Here is a 17,167-nt window from a genome sequence, read left to right on the forward strand (position 1 = left end):
GTTAGCCGCTGCGGCTCGACGCCGGCGGGTGAGACCAGGGGAGTGATCAGGTGACGAGCCAGACCACGACCCCGGTCGGGATCTACTGGAAGCCCGGCGTGTGGGACCTCGCGCGATCGGCCTACATCGCCGACCTGGACACCGATGTCGACTCGCCCGGCTCGTTCGTCGGCTGGCTCGCCCAGGCGCTCGAGCTGCACACCCGGCGCTCACCACAGCAGCGGGCCGAACTCGCGGCCGCGGGCGAGAAGCATCCCGCCCTGGTCAGCGTGACCCGCAAGAGCTTCAACAAGAAGCACGACCTGCCGGCCGCGACCATCGAGGCGGTCGAAGACGCGCTCGTGGCCGACCGTCAGGAGCTCGGCCGGATGCTCGCCCGCTCCGCGTTCGCCCAGGAAGCCGTGATCGCTGCGGCCGAGGATGCCCGCCGGCGGCTGGGCCGCGAGCTGCCGCCGCCTCCGCAGAAGCTCAGCAACCGGCCGCCGCGGCGCCGGCCGGCACGGTAGGTCAGCTGGCCGCCGGCACGGGTTGTGTCGGTGCCTACGCCTAGCGTGCTTCTCAGCGCCCCGATCCGGTACCCGAGAGCCGGTCGGGGCGCTTCTTTGCGCCCTCGTTGATCGCCCCGGACCCCTTCGCGGACCTAGGTGACTGCGGGGCCGGCCTGCGTCCCGCCCGAACCGAGGAGGAACGCATGTCCAGATCACCCCGCCGCGCTCGACGCGGCTCAACCCACCCAGCAGTCCTGGCCACCCTCGCCGCGGTCCTGGCGTCCGCACTGTGCCTGACCGCCACCTCGCCGGCGGCCGCGGCTGAGCCCGTCGAGGACATGGGCTGCCGGATGGTCATCTGGTCCTCCGACAGCGTCTTCGACACCTCCTACGCCCACGACGGCATGCGGCACACCTTCCGCGGCTGCTTGGTCAAGCGCGGCTGGTTCACGAAGTCCTACCGCTCCCTCAAGAACCGGCAGTGGCGGCTGAACAACCACCTGGCCAGCTCGGAGTGCCGGGTCGGCGACTACCACCTCTCCGGCGTCAGGCGGACCACCTACAAGGGCATCCGCGTCGTCGTCTTCATGTACCGCTTCGACTACCTGGTGCCCTGCTGAGCAGTCCCACGCGAGCACGAGCGGATCCGAACAAGTTCGGCCGATGTGATCGCTGCCGGCCCCCGATGGGACCTAGGTGACTGCGGGACCGATCCGAACGTCTCGCAGTCACCGAGGAGGAAGTCATGTCCACCACCATCACCTTCGCCGGCAACCTGGCCGAGGCTCCCGAGCTGCTCTACACCCGCGAGAACAAGCCTTTCGTCAGCTGCCGGGTCCTGGTCAACCGGTGCGTAAAGAACGACGAGGGGGAGTGGGTCAACGACGAGCCCACTGCCCACAACGTCAAGATCTTCTGCTCGGCCGCCACGCATGTGCACGACAGCTGCGGATCCGGCGACCCGATCTTCGTCCACGGCCTCGAGCGCACGGAGAGCTGGCCGGACAAGGAGACCGGCGAGAAGCGCACCAAGGACGTCGTGGTCGTCGACAACCGCTTCGGCGAGGTCGGCGTCTCGCTCAAGTACGTCTCCGCGCGCATCGAGCGTGCCGCCCGCCCGGCCCAGGCCAGCTGACCGCGCGGAGGTTCCGATGGATCTCGTCGTACAGTCCCCGGACGAGCTGCTCGCCGCAGTGCCGCACGTCCTCGGCTTCAAGCCTGAGGAGTCGATCGTCCTCGTACCCTTCCGGCCCGGGCTCCCCATCACCCGCGTCGACCTGCCGAAGACGGCCGCCGACCGCGAGGAGGTCTGGGACGCCCTCCGCGGCCCCTACGGCCGCCACGCCCGCCCCGGAGCGCGCCTGGCGATCCTCTGCTTCACCGAGGACCGCCGCAGCGCCGAGCTGGCCAGCCAGCATCTGTCCAACCGCCTCGACACCGTGGGCATCACCACCCACATCCGGCTGTGGGCCGACGGGGAGCGGTGGCGTGAGTTCAACACCGGCCAGACCGGACTTCAGACCCCGGCGACCGCCGAGCGGATCGCGGCCGCGACCGTGCTGACCGGCGCCGCCCAGCCGGCCGCCAGCCGGGCCTCTCTGGCCGCGTCCATGGTCGGGGACCGTGAGCCGATCGCCCAGCTGATCCGCGCGGCCCGGGCCGCGGCCGCGGGCAGCACTCCCGCCGTCGAGCGGGGCTGGGCACTGGACCGGCTCGAGCAGTTCCACACCGACGGCAACCGGATCTCCGATGTCGACGGCGCACGGATGCTGGTGGCCCTGGAGACGATCAGCACCCGCGACGCGCTGTGGGAGGACATGAGCCGGGAGAACCACACCTCCCACATGGCCCTCTGGAACGACCTGACCCGCCGCGCCCCCGACGAGGTCCGCGCAGCGCCGGCCTCCATGCTCGGCTTCGCCAGCTGGCTGCACGGCGACGGCGCCAAGGCCTGGTGCGCCCTCGACCAGGTGCCCGCGGACCGGCCGTACTCCATGGCCGCCATTGTCGCCTCGGCCCTGCAGAACGGCATCCACCCCCGCGAGTGGGAGCGATACCAGACCCAGATGCGCGACCTCGCCGGCGAGCTCGACGAGTCCTTCGTGCCCAAGCCTCCCGAACAGCAGCGGGACCTGCCGCGCACCCAGTCAACCGCCGACCGGCCCGCCCCGGGCCGCTGAGAAGGGGACACCGCGATGAACTACGACGACACCGACCCGATCGACGACGCCCAGCCCAGCGCCACCGAGCGCCAGCTGCGCCGCCTCGTCGTGCCCGAGCCCGCGGCCTATGCCCCCGATAAGCGCCTCGACGTCATCCACGAACCCGACCTCGACCTGCTGTGGGGAGGCCAGTCATGAGCACCACCCGCATCGACGTCGACGACGTTGACCGACTCGGCCGCGTCACCCTCAGCAGGTCCATCGAGCCCGGAGACCTCCGCGTCACCGGCTTGGTCAGCGAGCTCGGCGCCGGCAAGGTCCTCGGCTACCTCGAGGCCGCGGGCGACGTCGAATCCCACTGGGGCTTCGCGCTCGCCCAGGAGCTCGGCCGCGTCGACCCCGCCCAGGTGCTTGAGCAGGCCGCCGCCCGCGGCATCCGCTTCATCGTCCCTGGCGACGCCGAGTGGCCCACCCAGTTCGGCGCACTCCGCAACGCCGGCGCCCTCCACGAACGCGGCGGGGAACCCGTCGGCCTGTGGGTCCGCGGAGCGCACGACCTGCGTCAGCTCGCCGGCAACTCCGTCGCGGTCGTCGGATCGCGAGCCGCCACCAGCTACGGCGCCAAGCAGGCAACCGAGCTGAGCCGCGACCTCGCCACCATGGGCCACACCGTCATCAGCGGCCTCGCCTACGGCGTCGATCAGGCGGCGCACCGCGGCGCCCTCATCGCCGGCGGCCCGACCATCGCCGTCCTGCCCGGCGGCGTCGACCGGCCCTATCCGGCCGCACACGCCCAGCTGCTCGAGGCGATCGCGGAACGCGGCCTTGTCGTCTCCGAGGCACCCCCGGGAGCCGGACCCACCCGAACCCGCTTCCTGGCCCGGAACAGGGTCGTCGCCGGCCTGTCTGAGGGAACGGTCGTCGTCGAGGCCGCACTGCGCAGCGGCGCACTCAACACCGCCCACTGGACCACCAACCTGCACCGACCTGTCATGGGCGTCCCCGGCCCCGTCAGCAGCGCGGCGTCTACCGGCGTCAACCAGCTCGTGCGGCTCGGTCAGGCCAGCATGGTGACAAGCGCCCAGGACGTCATCACCGACCTCACCACCCACGCCAACGCTGCGGCCACCTCCGCCGATGGTGCCTCCGGGGAGCTCGACGAGTCGTTCATTCCCGGCCCCGTGAGCTCCATGCGGAGCGGCGTCCCCGGCTCAGTGGCCCCGGTCGCCGCCCCCCGTCGCTGAGGCGATCTGCAGCAATCTGTGGATAACCCTGGTTCCGTCCAAACGCCACCTACGCTGCTGACAGTACGAAGGCGTGCTCGAGGTCGCCGCCAGGAACGCAAACGAACAAGGAGAACACCGATGATCACCCTGACCGCTGAGCCCCCGGCCGCGGCGGCCGTCCGCGTTGACTGGATGTGGACCGTGAGTGTCGAGCGCGTGCTGGATGCTGCGCCCGACCTGCTCAACTGGGCCAGCTGAGCCCTAGCTGCCAGGGCCGGTCCAGTTCGGATCGACCGGCACCGGAATCAGGTCCTCCCTCCGCAACCAGTCCATCTTGACGACCGGTTTGAGTGCCGCGTCGTCATGCCACACCACCAGGGCCTCCCATCGCCGGCCCTCACGCTACCAACCCAGGACCAGCCCCCGGGACGGCTTGAGCCGGCCTGGATTCCGGATCAGCACGAACCGCACGTCGCCGTACGGCCGCCATGCGTCGTTCTTCGGCGGGTTGGCAGACACGGCGCCGCTCACTCGGTGGTGAGCAGCTCGGCCGGGATCCACTCCTCGACCGTGGCCCAGCGCCCGGGCCTCAATTGCGCGACGTAGACGACTCGGCCTTCCCAGAGGTGGTCGGCGCGCCGCCACTCCAGGAGCAGGCCTGGGCGTGGTTGTGACGCGTCGACGGGAACGCTGACCCAGCAGTGCCGCCCCGGGTGCTCGGGCCCGGCTGCGCTCGCCGTCGGCGCTGGCTCCTGGTGGACGCCTCGGTCGACGCGCACGCGGTCCTTCAAGGGGATGCCCGCCCCGCGCCCGTAGCCGCCGCCCGCCATGGCCCATAGCGTAGAACACATGTTCGAAGTGATGGGCGGCGTTGGTTTCGTACGCTGAATGGGTGCCGACCACCTGGGAGCCGATGCTGGCCAAGCCGGCAGCCACGCTGCCAGCGGTCGGCGGCCTGCTGGGCGGCACTGTCTACGAACCGAAGTGGGATGGCTACCGGGCCATCCTCGAGCGCACGAGCGCCGGGTGCCGGGTGTGGTCACGCAAGGGCGCCGACCTAGCGGCAGGGTTCCCCGAGATCGTCCAAGCCGCCCTCGAGCAGCTGGAGCCGGGCACGGTGATCGACGGTGAACTCGTCGTGTGGCGGGACGGCCGACTCGACTTCGGGGCACTGGCCCCGCGGCTGGCATACCGCGGCCGCCGCGGGCCGCGGGCGGACCTCCCACCTGCCTCCTTCCTGGCTTTCGACGTCTTGGCTGCAGGCGACGTCGACCTGCGTACCAAGCCGCTGCGCGATCGCAGGGCAGTGCTCGAGCAGTTGGCGGGATCGTGGCAGCCGCCGATGCAGCTGACGCCGCAGACCGCGGACCCGGCGGAGGCGCAGCGCTGGCTGACGGAGTACGCCGCGGCCGAAGTCGGTGTGGAGGGCCTGGTCGCCAAGGGAGCCGGGCAGCGCTACCTGCCTGGTCAGCGGGGGTGGGTGAAGTTCCGGATCCGCAACACCCGCGAGGCCACGGTCGGCGCGGTCATCGGTCGCGTCGACCAACCAGTTCGGCTGATCCTTGGCCTCCGAGATGCCGCTGGCACACTGAGGGTGGCCGGCGCGACCCATCCGCTCAGCTCTAGGGAGTCGGCCGAGCTCGCAGCGGTCCTCGTCGGCACCGATGACCACCCGTGGCCGGCTGAACTCAGCACCCGTCAGCTGGGGCGTTTCAGCCGCGAGCCGGTTGCGATCACCCGGGTGACCCCCACGGTGATCGTCGAGGTTGAGGCGGACACCGCGTTTGAGCACGGTCGGTGGCGGCATCTGACCCGTTACTGCCGGCTGCGCCTGGACCTCTCCAGCTGAGGATCGACCCTCGCGGTCGACGCAGAGAGAGGAATCCGCCAGTCCGGCCGCAGCTGCTCCCGTATGCGCTCGAGCCAAGGGTAGAAACGCGGCCGACCGCGGACCCGCCACACGGGCAGGCATCCCGGTCGCCGGGCAGTCGAAGTACTCCCAAAGGCGCGATCGGGGTTTGGGGCGCCGAAATGCCGATACATATGGTGAGCGCTCATCGGAGTGCTCACGAAAGGAGCACTGAGATGGACAAGATGAAGATGCCGGCCGGGGTCACCCCGATGCCGTCGACCACGGTCGCGCGGTTCATGGCGGTCTACGACGAGCTGTGCCCGACCGTCGATGACGAGGTGCCGGTCGAGGTCTTCGCCGAGCGCCTGGTCTGGCCGCTCGGCTCGGTCCTCACGGTCGCGGAGTGGTGCCGCGACCGCGAGCTGATCGACACCGACGCCGGCATGGGCGACCCGATCCGGATCATCGAGGGGCGCTACCGCCCGTGAGGTAGCGCCCAAGGTGGAGAGAAGTGCGGCACACCGGTCTCCTCGTGTCGGCCGGTTGCCGTACTTTCTGGCCATGGAGACTCAGGGCCGCACGTCGATCCGGTTCACCCTGAACGGCCACCGCTACGAGCTGGCCCGCCAGGACGTCGAGAGCCGCCTCGCCGACGTCGCGCCCGACGCCATCCGCCAGCACGCCGTGAAGGTGAAGGGCACCTGGTTCCCGGTCATCCAGGCATTCGAGCTCGCCACCGGCATCCCGCGATCGGAGTTCATGTCCAACACCGCCCGCCGACACCTGGCGGCCCTGGGGTATGAGGTCGCCGGCGATGTCGAGCCGCGCACCGAGCCGCCGGCGGTCCGCGGCGCGGCCACGCCGTTAGCTGCTCCGGCACCCGCGCAGGATCCCGTCGAGGGGAAGCCAGCGGAGCTGGCGGGGGAGTGGCATACCGAGGCCAACGTCCAGGCATCCCTGGTGACCGCGCTCGCAGCCGAGGGGTGGCGCATCCTGTCGGTGGCCAACACCGCGACCAAGGAGCACGGCATCGACGTGATCGCCGCCCGGAACGGCCAGACCGTCGGAGTTGAGGTCAAGGGGTTCCCCAGCCGCGGCTACGCCGACCCGGCCCGGGCAGGCGAGCTCAAGCGCACCAGCCCGAGCACGCAGGCCGGCCACTGGTACTCCCAGGCGGTGCTCGCGGCGATGCGCCTGCGTGGCAAGGAGCCGACCTGGGGCAGCGTCATCGCGCTGCCCGACTTCCCGCGCTACCGCGACCTGCACGCCGAGACGGCCGGATCACTGGCCGCGGCGCAGATCGACGTGTGGTGGGTCGACCAGACCGGCGCGGTGCACCGGCCGTGACCGTCGCCCGGTGGTACTTGCGGCCGGAAGGCGAGGACCTCACCCTCCGAAAGGCGCCGCGGTTGGCCAGCTGGAACAAGGCGACCGACCCCGACCAGGTCCGGTTGCGCGAATACCTCGAGGACACCGCCGAGCTCCTGGCGCCCGCCATGGTCCTCGGCCCCTGGGCGCTCCGACTCGACATTGGGCTGCCAGCCGGGCGCGACCTCATCGACATGGCCGACCTGGACAACTATGCCTTCCCACTGGCCACCCGGCCCCGCAACGAGGACCTGGTGACGGTGTGGTGCAGCAAGCGGCACGCGGACACCTCACGGGTACTCGTCGCCCCCGCGGCCGAGAGTGCGGCACCCAGCGCCACCTACACCGTGCGCACGACCGCGTCGGCCGCGACCACGGCCTTCAAGGAGCAGGTCCGGTCCGCGGTGGTCGACGCTGCCACGATCCCGACCGGCGCCGTGCATCTGCAGCTGGCGTTCGTCGTCGGCCCGCAGCGCAACTGGCTCACGCTCTGGAAGCCCACGATCGACGCCCTCGACCCGCTCTTGGGCCGCACTCGTGCAGACCGCGACTGGCATCCGCAAGACGGCCGGATCACCGATCTCGGCCTCCACGTCACCGTCGATCCCTCGCTCGGCCACGACATCCTGGTCAGCATCGCCGCGGCGCCGGCCGCCGCACCTAGAACGGAAGGCCCTCGATGACGCTCACGTTCGGCTCAGTGATCACCAGCGCTGGCCTCGACCCGGCCGAGGCGCTGGTCATCCGGCACGCCTACGGGCGTGAGCACGAAGACGGCACAGTGGGCATCCACGGCGACTCCTCCGACGCCGAGATCTTGGCTTATACGAGCGTCCAGTCGGCCAACACCCGCACCTTCCCGGCCGCGCCTCCCCGCGTCTGGATCGTGTTCCGGCCTGAGGGTGGGGACCGCGCACGGCTGTGGTCGGTCCTGGTGAATCACGGCGAGACCGCGCACGACGGGCTGCTTCGCACCTTCCACCTCGAGCCGTCGGAACTGATGAGCGACCTGCGGAACCGGTTGGTGATCCAGTGGCGCTCCCCGCGAACCTGGAGGATCAACGCGACCACCGCGGCCGCGTATCCGGTGATGGAGATCGCCGACGCCGAGCCCGTGAGGTTCCCCGGCTTCGACGCCCTCACGCTGGACTACCCCCAGCTGCAGGCCGTCATCCGAGAGCACCGCTACGCCGCATGGCGCACCGCCCTCTCATCAGTGATCGGGGTCTACCTCATCACCGACACCCGCGACGGCCGCCACTACGTCGGCAAGGCCGACGGCGCCGAGAACATCCTCCAGCGCTGGGCCGCCTACGCGACCAACGGCCACGGTGGCAACGTGGAGCTCCGCAACCTGGACCCGGCCAGCTTCCGCCTGTCGGTGCTGCGGGTCTTCGACCCGGCAACCCCCACCCGCGAGATCGACGCCGCCGAAAGCCACTACAAGTACGCCCTCGACTCACGCCGGCACGGCCTCAACCGCAACTGATCCGCCCACTTCTGTCAGTCCTGTGCGGCAGAGTTCCCTCGTGCCACTGACGGCGCAGCACGCCGCGGCAGGCGTGCTCGACGCAACCGTTGACCCGCTCGGCGAAGGTACGCCCTGGGAGGCGATCCACCGAGCGCGACCACGCGCGCCCCTGACGTGTCGCGAGTGCGGGCATGGGCTCCACGCCAAGCTCTCGCCAAAGGGGCTGAGGTTCTTCGCCCACGACCGGGCCGCGTCGACGTGCTCGCTGGTCGGCGAGACCATGGCCCACCGGCTGCTCAAGCTGCAGCTGGCCTCGGCGATCCGCGACGCTGGCTGGTACGCCGAACTCGAGGTCGCCGGCGAGGGCTGGCGGGCCGACGTGCTTGCCACCAGCCCCGACGGCACGAGGCGGATGGCATGGGAGGCACAGCTGGCACAGATCACCGTTGACGAGCTGCGCGAGCGCACCACGAGGATGGAGGCCTCCGGGGTGCCGGTGTGCTGGGTCACCGATCATGACCGGCCGTGGATCGGAGCAGTACCCGCGATTCAGATCTCCCAGCCCACCGAGCCATCGCAGGCCGCAGCCACCGATGCCGAGGTCGTCGACGGGACCAGCGTGTTCCGTGAGCGGTGGTGCCCGAGTCGGCGCTGTGAGAACGACGGCGGCGCTCCTGGCCCGTGCCCTGGCCACGGCTGGTGGGGGCCGGTCGTGCCCGCCGTGGGCCTCGGAGTCTTAGTCGCCGGCGTCCTGGCCGGCACGGTCAGAACGCACCAGGTCGTCCCGGGCAGATCCGTGACATTCCTTCCCCTCCCAGCGCCGATCGTGTGGACCACTCGGCCGCACGTCAACGCCGAACGCGCCCAACTGGATGCAGGGGAGCGCCGGCGTGAGTACGACGAACTCGCGGACGCGGAGCGTGAGCGCCACCTGGCGGCGATCGCGGCCAAGCTCGCCCGCCAGCAGGCACTCACGCCGCCGGCGGTCGAGCTCGTTCGCCGAGAGGCGCGAGGCTACGTCGGCGTGCGAGACGCGGCCCCGGAGTGGGCGATGGGCGTGCCGCTGTTCGTCCACGACATGCCGCAGGGGGTGATCAGCCCGGTCGTCAGCAGGATCTCGGCCGAGGTCCTCGAGCGGCTCCGCGGCCTGACGCTGTTCGTCGCCACCGATGCTGAGCGGCGCGCCCTCGCGCGGGCGTGCGGATCCAAGCAACGGATCGTGCTGTTCGAGGTGGAGATTCTGGAACAGCCGCGGCCGCCCGGGGTGACCTACAGGAGGGCCGGGCGGGTGCGGTAGACCTGAACCTGGTCGCGGAGCTCGTTGCTGGCGATCGCCAGACCGGCGTACGCCGCGGCCGCGGCTGCCAGGTTGAACGACGAAGCTGGAGTGCAGACGACGTCGGAGGCACTCAGGGAGCCGTCCTCGAGGCGGTCGGCGAAGGTGTCGGCGGCCGCGGCCGCGTCAGCTGCGTGCTGGGTGATCCCCGCCGGTACGGGCTTTCCGGCGCCGGAGACGAATGCCTCCCACACGAACAGTTCTGCGTCGCCGGCCAGCCACGGGTCGGGCCGGGTGGTGCACCGCAGCCCGGGGACCCCGGAGCCCACCCGCTCGAGCACCCAGGCCATCTGCACCAGCCCCGTGGCCAGGGCGCCGCTGCCGGCGCCGGCCGACCAGGGCCTGGAGCGACCGTCGACGGTCTCGCCCTGGCGCGCCTGCCCCAGGGTCCTCCATCCGTCGACGGGCCCGATCGGACTGACCGGAACCATCAGGGGAGCCTCGAACCCGAGCGCCACGGGCACGCCGCCGGCGAGTGCCTCGAGCACGGCGAGGGCTGCGCCCTCGGGATGGCTGCCACCCTCGCCGACCGGTCGTCGGCCGGGAAGGTCAAGAGCGGCCCAGGCGAAGTTGTTCCGAACCGAGCCGACGTCGACGGCAACGACTCGCGTTTCCATCGGCGTCACGGGGCGAGGTTGACGCGGTAGACGGTCGGATCCGCGGCCGCGGCTACGGTCTTGCGGTCGTACTCGGCCAGCGTTGGGTCGGTGAGCGCGTTGGTCACCACTGCCAGGAGCCACGCAGTGTGGGTCTCGGCGGTGCGCAGCTCGTTGCGCGTCAGGAGGACCGAGGGCATGGAGCTCGAGACGCCCTTGACCTCGATGTGACGCTCCTGGCCGTCGTTGCGGATTGCGGTCAGGTCCCATCCACACTTGAGGTGGGCGACGCGGGTCACGTCCCATCCTGCTGCTTCGTAGTGATGCTGGACCGCGGCCTCAGCGGCCAGCTCGACCTTGCGATTCGTAGCGGCGTCGCCGAAACCGGCTCCCCAAGCTCCGACGGCGATCGTGCTCGAGGTCTCGCGCGGGTCGCCGGGGTGGACCGGTGTTTCGATGGGGCCGCTGTACTCCCGCACCAGGACGGGAACCGACCGTGGGTGCGTCCGGTAGCCCAGGCCGCGCTGGGTGAGGACCTTGACCAGGTCCGTGCGGAGCGGGATCAGCCGGTGGCGGGTCTCGGTGCCGATCTCGAGCAGTTCGGCCCACAGGGTCATGATGTTGCCGGGGGAGCGGTGCCAGCCGTCGTCGTAGGGCGCCGCGGTGTCCCACAGGTAGGCGTGGAGGAGTGTGAGGAGCTCTTCCTGCTCCTCGGCCGGGTAGTGCTTGAGCGGGACCCGGGCGCGGCCGAGTTGGTCGGCGCGGCTCAGGCCGGCACGGATGAGGTCGACGAGCCGGGCGTTGGAGTCGTGCGAGCTCACGGGGGATCGCTCGCCGTTCCTCGCGGGTACTCGATGTCGAAGTGCGAGGCGATGATCTCGGTCGTCTCGCAGCCCCAGCCGGCGCGGCGATCCATCGGGTCGGGATCGTCGTCGATGTCGTCGCAGACTCCTGAGCCGGATCCGCAGTCGCGGTGTAATGCGATGAGCTTGCGGGCGAGCGGGTCGTTGATCGTGTTGAGGCGACGCATGGCGTCCACCCACCTCGAGACCGGTGCCTGGCTATCGTCCACCTCGTACACCACGTCCATGTGCTCGGCCGCGCTGGCTTCCTCGTCGTACTCGTAGCGGACCATCAGCGCATCCCGAAGAACGAGGTGATCCGGTCGACCTGCTGCTGGTCGAGGAGCGCCGGCCGGCAGGCCCCGTAGGCGTTGGTCAGGTCGATCACCAGCTGACGGGTCTGGTCGAGGCTCAGGTCGATCGTCGCCGTCTCCCCGTCGATGCTGGTGACCTTGAGGTCGATGCGCTGGACGTCCTCGTCGACGTATCGGGCATGAGCCCCGATCTTCTTGGCCCGGACGGCCTCGCTGCGCTTGAAGAGTCCCACGGGTGAATCGTGGCACGCCGGGCCCCTTGGCCGGGCGAGAACAGAACGAGGCAGCCCGGGCCATGGTTCTTGGGCGGCGCTACAGAGAAGGCAGGGCCCGGATCCGCTCAGGCATCAAGGACATGTCGGCGCCGAACGGGATCACGGTGAAGACCTTGCTCACGTCGGTCATGCTGATCCGGGCCGGGTTCAGTGCCGGGAGTGCGGCGCCGAGCGGGCGGATGCGCTCCAACCCGACCTGAGCTGCGGCCCGGTCCAGGCGGTCGTCGTGATCCGGTCCCGACGGGTAGGTGCGGCCGACGACCAGCAGCACGACCTTGCCGATGCCGATGGACTCGGAGGCGTTGATCGGCCCGGTCTGGATGCTGAAACCGCTCGGTCGACGGAGGGCGTCGAGGTAGACCCGGGAGTCCCCGTGGAGCGCGAGGGCGTAGGGGACCCTGGGCGGATCAGCGGGCCCGACGTAGTCGGCCACCCGCGCGGCGTATACCCGAACGCCCTTGGGCGTGCCGCCGTGGCCTGTGCTGAAGCGTCGCAGGAGCAACTCCCTGCTGGCCTCGGCGCCCAGCACCCCGGAACCGCGCTCGAGGGCGAAGAGCAGCGTGACCCAGACCGCCCAGTCGCCGAGGTGGTCCAGCGTCTTGCGGGTCACGGGCGCGCCCGTCTCGATCAGACTCATCATGTCGGGCCGCATGTGCAGGGCGCTCGTCGCCTGGTTGTGCGCATCGCAGAGGGTCGTCCAGAACTGAGCGAGGTCCTCGCGGTTGGGGTCGATGCCGAACCGCTTCCACAGGGTCTGCGGGATGATGTGCTCGAGGGTCGGACCGGCGAGCGCTCCGCACAGCAGGCACTGACCTGAGCCAGGGTCCGGTGTTGCCTTGTGGGCTGTCGTGGTGCTCACTAAGTCGCCTTCGGCTCGAGGTAGCCGATCGGACCGCCGCTGGAGACGACGATGCGGCTTTCCATAATCTGCTTGGCCATCCGGCGCAGGTGGCCCGGGGTGTTCTGGGGGTAGGTCACCGACATACCGGGGTGAACGCGTGCGAGGAGCTGCCCTGCGTAGTGGTGCCGCGGGACGTCCTCGTCGGCCCTGGTGACGCTGTCGGCTCGCTCGAGGATCCGGTAGGCCGCGACCGGGAAGGTCGCCACGGTCACGACGAACAGCTCGTTGTCGACGACCTTGGCGGGGTCGGAGCGCCACCACCGGAGGCTGGCGGCCTCGAGCTCGTCGTCACTGTGCTCGACGTGGAAGCCCATCCACCGGCGGGGGTCGGCGGGGTACTTCGTGCGGTCGGCCTCTTCCCGTGCATCGGTGCGCAGCACGGTGAGGGCGCCCGACGTCACCAGGAGCCGGTCACGGCCGGTCAGGTGCTCGACCTCCGTGGCTGTGATCGGCGTGCTCAGGATCCCAGCCCGGACGAGCTTGTCGACGCCGGCAGGGTTGAGCTCGAGCCGGGCGGCGGCCTGGGTGCGGGTGAGGGTGTCGGACTTATGCGTGGGTGTCGCGGGCGGAGCGAACGTCGGCAGCGGCATGTGCTGTCCCTTCGGTAGGGGCCGGCCCTGAACCTCGGTGGTCCCTGGGCATCGGTAGGCCCATCCTACCTGTGCGTTGACTAACGCAACGAATGGATTTGAACCGATCCCTCCCGTCGGCGAGGAGCGGCGATGGGGACCGGTGTGCGCCGTCCGAGAGGCCTGGGACGACTACCGCCTCTTGCCTCCCTCGAAGCTGCCGGGAACGAGGCGATCCATGGCGTCCCGCCGTTCGTGGTAGGTGACCTGCCCGCCGCCGCTGCACTCGGTCACGCCCGCGCGCGTCTGCTTGGTGTGGGCTTCCACTGTCCAGTCGCCCGCCTTCAGCGTGACGGTCACGCTCTGCAAGCACACTGGGCACTTCCGGGTTCGAGTGGGCGCGGGCTTCTTCGTCTCGCCGCCGCTCTTCCCCTTGACGGTGCCTCTGCTGGTCTTCTTGTACTTGCACTTGATGCACTTGCCCAGCTCGTCGTCGAAGGAGAGCACCGACTTCTGCTTCTTGCAGACCGGGCAAACCTTCGTCTGGACGGGTGCGGTGACCTTGCCCCGCTTGCCGTAGCCCTGTGCGCAGCGAGGTCGCTCTGGCGGAGCCGTCTGGGTCATCTGGGCCTGCAGATACGCCTCGCAGGAAGCATGGAGGGAGAGGTACTCCTCCGCGGCGGCAAGTTCATCAGGCGTGAGTGATCCGTCCGCAGCGTCCACGAGCTCCCGCATCCGACGAAGCTTCCGTCGGTGGGCGGGTTGCAAGCGATAGGCGTAGCCCATCCTGCCGGTCCTTCTCTGTTCAGGCCCGCCCGTTTTGGCGGTGCTGCAAGGGAAGCACAGGCGCCCGACACGAGAGACCGATTCCGGAGGTTCTGCGCGCTGCCTTCAATGAAGCCGTCGGACGTTCTCGGCGGGCGACGGGTCTCGTCGCCCGAGGATGCTTGCCAACTCCGCCAGTGTGTCCTCGCGGAGCATGGTCGGATCGGTCGCCATGGCCTCGAGCAAGCTTCTTACTTGAGCTGGCGGGAGTTCCGCCAGCGACTGCTCGAGCTCGGCAATGCCGTCGCCTTCTCTGTCGCCGATGTTGGCGCTCGCCACCAGTCTCATCTGCTCATCGCTGTAGGCACGGGCTGCGAGGGCAGCTAAGTAGCGAGCCTGCGCCTCGGCTCGCGACATGTCCGGTCGGTCCTCGGCCGGCGCCTCGATGACTTCCTGCCCTGGCTCAACGTTGGCTACCTCGACCACGCCGGTCTTGCGCGCCTTTCCGCGTGCGCGCCGCGCAACGATCTTGGCTCGTTGGGCGTCGAAGGCCGGCCGGGCTGTCTCCCGGTACCACTGCGCGAGGATGGGCTTCGCTCGCGCTATTCCCCGATCGATCAGGTGGGAGACGATGGCGGCGATTGCCTCCTCGAGTTCCTCCTGCTCGCGAGACTTCCGACGCTGTTCGATCGGAACGTAGACGGTCTCTGTGATGACGAGCTCGTCGGACTCGGTTTCGTCGTCAGGGATGAAGCGGGCGCTTCCTTTGAGGTTGCCATCGCCGTCGAAGAGGTTCTGGTGGAGGCCACCTTCCTTCTTATGGCCTGGGGTGAGGTCGTCGTCATCCCACTCGTAGTGCCCCTTGATTCGCCCCATGTTCCTGAGAGTAGTTGCTGCGGTGCGGCCGGCTCCTGTGTTCAAGATGAGGTTGGTGGTCTCGGCCTGGCGGGTTGCTTTTCCTTCATCTGCAGCTTCTGACGCCAATGTGGCCCTCTGCATGCTGGGTGGCAGTGTTCTCTCCGGCCGCATTTGACAGGCGTTGTGCGGGTCACCGCCGCGGCCCGGTGGACGTCGCGATTGGTGGGCGTCCGGCCTCGGGCACGGTCTTGCCCCGCAACCCAGGGTCCCCGTCATGAGTTGCCGCCATGGCCTCGCGCTGATGCAGTGTGGCCACCGCTGAGGCCGAGCTGGTGGCGTCGATCGTGGCGTCGCTGGCCGCGCGCAGGGTTTCCGCGACAGGCGGGGGGAGTGGCACGAGGCGCTTGGCGAAGATGTCGGTGGGGGAGACCCAGACGACGTCGCCCTCGGCCGGCGGGGTGGCCATGCCGGCCTCAACATCGTTGTGCGCCCGGCGCGACAGGGCTCGGGCCGGCCCGATGAGGTCGGGTGCGGCGGCCTTCTCGGCGACGACCACCGCGAGCTCAGACCCGGCCTCGATCGCACGCAGCGTCGCGCGCACGGCTTGGGGCAGCCCTGGGCGGCGGGCGATGACCTCGGGGCTGGCCAGGGTGGTCTTGTCGTGGGTGACCTGGCGGTACGCGGCGCGGACCTCCGCGGCCGCGCGGGCCAGCGGCTCCTCGAGGCGGGCTCCTGGGGGAGCGAGGTCACCCCAGCGGCTGGCCAGGTTGCTCCAGGACCGCCCTGCGTCGGCGATGGCCGGGACCAGGCGATCGCAACGCTCGAGCACGCCGGCGGTCGCGGCCGCGTCGACGAGGACCATGCTCGCGCCGGCGATCAGCCCCTGGGTGCGGGAGATCAGCAGGATGTTGGAAGGTTCGAGGTCGCGGGCCAGCGCGCGGTGGGTCTGGATGTCCCAGTTGGCCAGTGCTTGCGCCAGCCGGCCGGGGTCTTCGGCGGGGCGCATCGCTTCGCCGGCGAGGGCTTGGGCGAACCGGTCGGTCAGGTAGCTGCGGGCGGTGTTCTCGCAGGCGGAGATCCGGTCGATCCAGACACCGGTGGGGGCGATCGCGTAGGGGGAGTGGCGCTGTGCCAGGTGGATCCGTCGGCCGGCGCTGCGGGCGTCGTTGACGCGGTCGCGGCCGTGCTCGTGGAGCGCGACGTTCACGGCGTGGGCCGTGAGGTAGAGCCCGTGCATGATCCGGGTGCGTGCTGCCTCGAGGTCGCGGTGAGCGTCCGGCTGCTCGTGGCGGATCTCGGCGCCGTAGCGGCGGACCAGCGAGGCGGCGTTGAGGAATGTCTGGGTCATCTGGTCGATGCGGGGGCTGGTCGGGCCTTGCCCTGGCCACGCCGTGCGGCCGGAGAGGCTGGCCTCGATGGTGGCGGCCTGGGCGGAGAGGCTGGTGATGGGCCGGTCGCGCTCGTCGACGCCAGGTCGTCGACCGGGCAGGGATGCCCACAGGTCCTCGGCGGCCGCGACCATCGTCGGCCAGCTGCGCAGCAGCGTGCCGGCCGCGTCTCCGTCGACGTCCATCAGCAGCTGGCGCGCCAGGTAGTCGACGTCGAAGAGCATCTCGCCGACGCTGCGCACGTCACGCGAGGTCATCGGGATCTGGTCGACGTCGTAGAGCTCCTCGTCGATGTCGGCGTACGCCGGCCGCAGGTCAGTAGCCAAGGTCGCGGGCTTCCCGGATGAGGTCGCACAGGTCGACGACCAGCTGGGAACCGTGCACCAGGTCGGGCCGGTGCAGCGGCAGGGGACGGGTCAGCTCCTCAGCGTCGGTGAGCAGCTGCAGCGGCGTGCGCTCCTCGAGCTCCGCGTCCTCGTCGACGTTGGGCAGCTCGTAGTCGTCGGGCAGCAGGGCGCTGGCCTGGGAGTGCGCGAGATAGACGCCGAGACCGAGGTCGTGCAGCGGCGAGTCGGCGGCGGACCGGTCGGCGTCGCTCCACACCTGGGTGGCGGCCTGGTGCAGCAGGAGGGCGATCGAGCCGAGGCGGTCCCAAGTGCCGTCAGCGTTGAGGGTGTCCACGGGTGTTCCTTTCGGTCGGAGGTCGGTCTGGCCCATGAACCCACGTCCGGGTCGGTCCTCGCTCCGCTGAGCGGC

23 protein-coding genes are annotated in these 17,167 nt (G+C 70.2%); 12 read left to right on the forward strand and 11 right to left on the reverse strand.

The features are described from left to right. Positions 1–50: 50 nt before the first annotated feature. From DAE25_RS15515 to dprA, 6 genes are all read left to right on the forward strand, one after another. Positions 51–506 (forward strand): hypothetical protein, encoded by a 456-nt coding sequence (locus DAE25_RS15515; protein ID WP_107767021.1) that lies wholly within the window; start codon positions 51–53, stop codon positions 504–506. Between the two features lie 185 nt (positions 507–691). After that, complete coding sequence (locus DAE25_RS15520) at positions 692–1,108, forward strand: hypothetical protein (RefSeq protein ID WP_107767022.1); 417 nt, start codon at positions 692–694, stop codon at positions 1,106–1,108. 125 nt (positions 1,109–1,233) lie between these two features. Then, positions 1,234–1,623, forward strand: coding sequence for a single-stranded DNA-binding protein (locus DAE25_RS15525; protein ID WP_107767023.1), 390 nt, complete (start codon positions 1,234–1,236; stop codon positions 1,621–1,623). Positions 1,624–1,639: 16 nt separating this feature from the next. Continuing rightward, positions 1,640–2,668: a DUF4192 domain-containing protein gene (locus DAE25_RS15530; protein WP_107767024.1), complete on the forward strand. Its 1,029-nt coding sequence runs from the start codon at positions 1,640–1,642 to the stop codon at positions 2,666–2,668. Between the two features lie 15 nt (positions 2,669–2,683). After that, complete coding sequence (locus DAE25_RS23585; protein WP_199907616.1) at positions 2,684–2,848, forward strand: hypothetical protein; 165 nt, start codon at positions 2,684–2,686, stop codon at positions 2,846–2,848. Beyond that, the gene (dprA, locus tag DAE25_RS15535; protein WP_107767025.1) at positions 2,845–3,894 is read left to right on the forward strand and encodes a DNA-processing protein DprA; all 1,050 of its coding nucleotides are present in this window, start codon (positions 2,845–2,847) and stop codon (positions 3,892–3,894) included. The genes DAE25_RS23585 and dprA overlap by 4 nt, the downstream gene beginning before the upstream one ends. Before the next feature lie 509 nt (positions 3,895–4,403). Here the strand turns inward: dprA and DAE25_RS15540 are convergent. Beyond that, positions 4,404–4,655: a hypothetical protein gene (locus DAE25_RS15540; RefSeq protein WP_234411080.1), complete on the reverse strand. Its 252-nt coding sequence runs from the start codon at positions 4,653–4,655 to the stop codon at positions 4,404–4,406. Between the two features lie 113 nt (positions 4,656–4,768). Between DAE25_RS15540 and DAE25_RS15545 the strand changes: the two genes are divergently transcribed. The 6 genes from DAE25_RS15545 to DAE25_RS15570 all read left to right on the forward strand — a co-directional run bounded on the left by DAE25_RS15545 (position 4,769) and on the right by DAE25_RS15570 (position 9,864). Then, complete coding sequence (locus DAE25_RS15545; RefSeq protein WP_159083756.1) at positions 4,769–5,725, forward strand: ATP-dependent DNA ligase; 957 nt, start codon at positions 4,769–4,771, stop codon at positions 5,723–5,725. Between the two features lie 236 nt (positions 5,726–5,961). Further along, a complete protein-coding gene (locus tag DAE25_RS15550; RefSeq protein ID WP_107767028.1) occupies positions 5,962–6,216 on the forward strand; it encodes a hypothetical protein in 255 nt (84 codons plus the stop codon). A gap of 73 nt (positions 6,217–6,289) precedes the next feature. Beyond that, complete coding sequence (locus tag DAE25_RS15555) at positions 6,290–7,075, forward strand: hypothetical protein (protein ID WP_107767029.1); 786 nt, start codon at positions 6,290–6,292, stop codon at positions 7,073–7,075. A 62-nt stretch (positions 7,076–7,137) separates the two neighbouring features. Beyond that, a complete protein-coding gene (locus DAE25_RS15560; RefSeq protein ID WP_234411081.1) occupies positions 7,138–7,779 on the forward strand; it encodes a hypothetical protein in 642 nt (213 codons plus the stop codon). A gap of 17 nt (positions 7,780–7,796) precedes the next feature. Next, positions 7,797–8,585, forward strand: a complete 789-nt coding sequence (locus DAE25_RS15565; protein WP_199907617.1) for a GIY-YIG nuclease family protein — start codon at positions 7,797–7,799, stop codon at positions 8,583–8,585. Between the two features lie 40 nt (positions 8,586–8,625). After that, on the forward strand, positions 8,626–9,864 hold the full coding sequence (locus DAE25_RS15570) for a competence protein CoiA family protein (RefSeq protein WP_159083757.1): 1,239 nt from the start codon (positions 8,626–8,628) through the stop codon (positions 9,862–9,864). Here DAE25_RS15570 and DAE25_RS15575 read toward each other — a convergent pair. From DAE25_RS15575 to DAE25_RS15620, 10 genes are all read right to left on the reverse strand, one after another. Further along, positions 9,837–10,520, reverse strand: coding sequence for a hypothetical protein (locus tag DAE25_RS15575; protein ID WP_148615142.1), 684 nt, complete (start codon positions 10,518–10,520; stop codon positions 9,837–9,839). The genes DAE25_RS15570 and DAE25_RS15575 overlap by 28 nt on opposite strands. A 5-nt stretch (positions 10,521–10,525) precedes the next feature. Continuing rightward, on the reverse strand, positions 10,526–11,320 hold the full coding sequence (locus DAE25_RS15580) for a DUF3883 domain-containing protein (RefSeq protein ID WP_107767033.1): 795 nt from the start codon (positions 11,318–11,320) through the stop codon (positions 10,526–10,528). Beyond that, positions 11,317–11,634, reverse strand: a complete 318-nt coding sequence (locus tag DAE25_RS15585) for a hypothetical protein (protein ID WP_107767034.1) — start codon at positions 11,632–11,634, stop codon at positions 11,317–11,319. The genes DAE25_RS15580 and DAE25_RS15585 overlap by 4 nt, the downstream gene beginning before the upstream one ends. Further along, positions 11,634–11,888, reverse strand: a complete 255-nt coding sequence (locus tag DAE25_RS15590; RefSeq protein ID WP_107767035.1) for a hypothetical protein — start codon at positions 11,886–11,888, stop codon at positions 11,634–11,636. The genes DAE25_RS15585 and DAE25_RS15590 overlap by 1 nt, the downstream gene beginning before the upstream one ends. Before the next feature lie 79 nt (positions 11,889–11,967). After that, positions 11,968–12,789, reverse strand: a complete 822-nt coding sequence (locus tag DAE25_RS15595; protein ID WP_107767036.1) for a hypothetical protein — start codon at positions 12,787–12,789, stop codon at positions 11,968–11,970. Continuing rightward, positions 12,789–13,421: a hypothetical protein gene (locus tag DAE25_RS15600; RefSeq protein WP_107767037.1), complete on the reverse strand. Its 633-nt coding sequence runs from the start codon at positions 13,419–13,421 to the stop codon at positions 12,789–12,791. Before DAE25_RS15600 ends, DAE25_RS15595 begins: the two co-directional genes overlap by 1 nt. Before the next feature lie 171 nt (positions 13,422–13,592). After that, entirely contained in the window at positions 13,593–14,135 is a 543-nt protein-coding gene (locus DAE25_RS15605) for a hypothetical protein (RefSeq protein WP_159083758.1), read from the reverse strand. Between the two features lie 156 nt (positions 14,136–14,291). After that, entirely contained in the window at positions 14,292–15,041 is a 750-nt protein-coding gene (locus tag DAE25_RS15610; protein WP_107767039.1) for a hypothetical protein, read from the reverse strand. 172 nt (positions 15,042–15,213) lie between these two features. Further along, the gene (locus DAE25_RS15615; protein WP_107767040.1) at positions 15,214–16,737 is read right to left on the reverse strand and encodes a hypothetical protein; all 1,524 of its coding nucleotides are present in this window, start codon (positions 16,735–16,737) and stop codon (positions 15,214–15,216) included. Next, positions 16,727–17,092, reverse strand: a complete 366-nt coding sequence (locus DAE25_RS15620; RefSeq protein WP_107767041.1) for a hypothetical protein — start codon at positions 17,090–17,092, stop codon at positions 16,727–16,729. The genes DAE25_RS15615 and DAE25_RS15620 overlap by 11 nt, the downstream gene beginning before the upstream one ends. Positions 17,093–17,167: the final 75 nt, after the last annotated feature.

The organism is Nocardioides terrigena, from assembly GCF_003047265.1.
GTDB classification, from domain to species: Bacteria; Actinomycetota; Actinomycetes; order Propionibacteriales; family Nocardioidaceae; genus Nocardioides; species Nocardioides terrigena.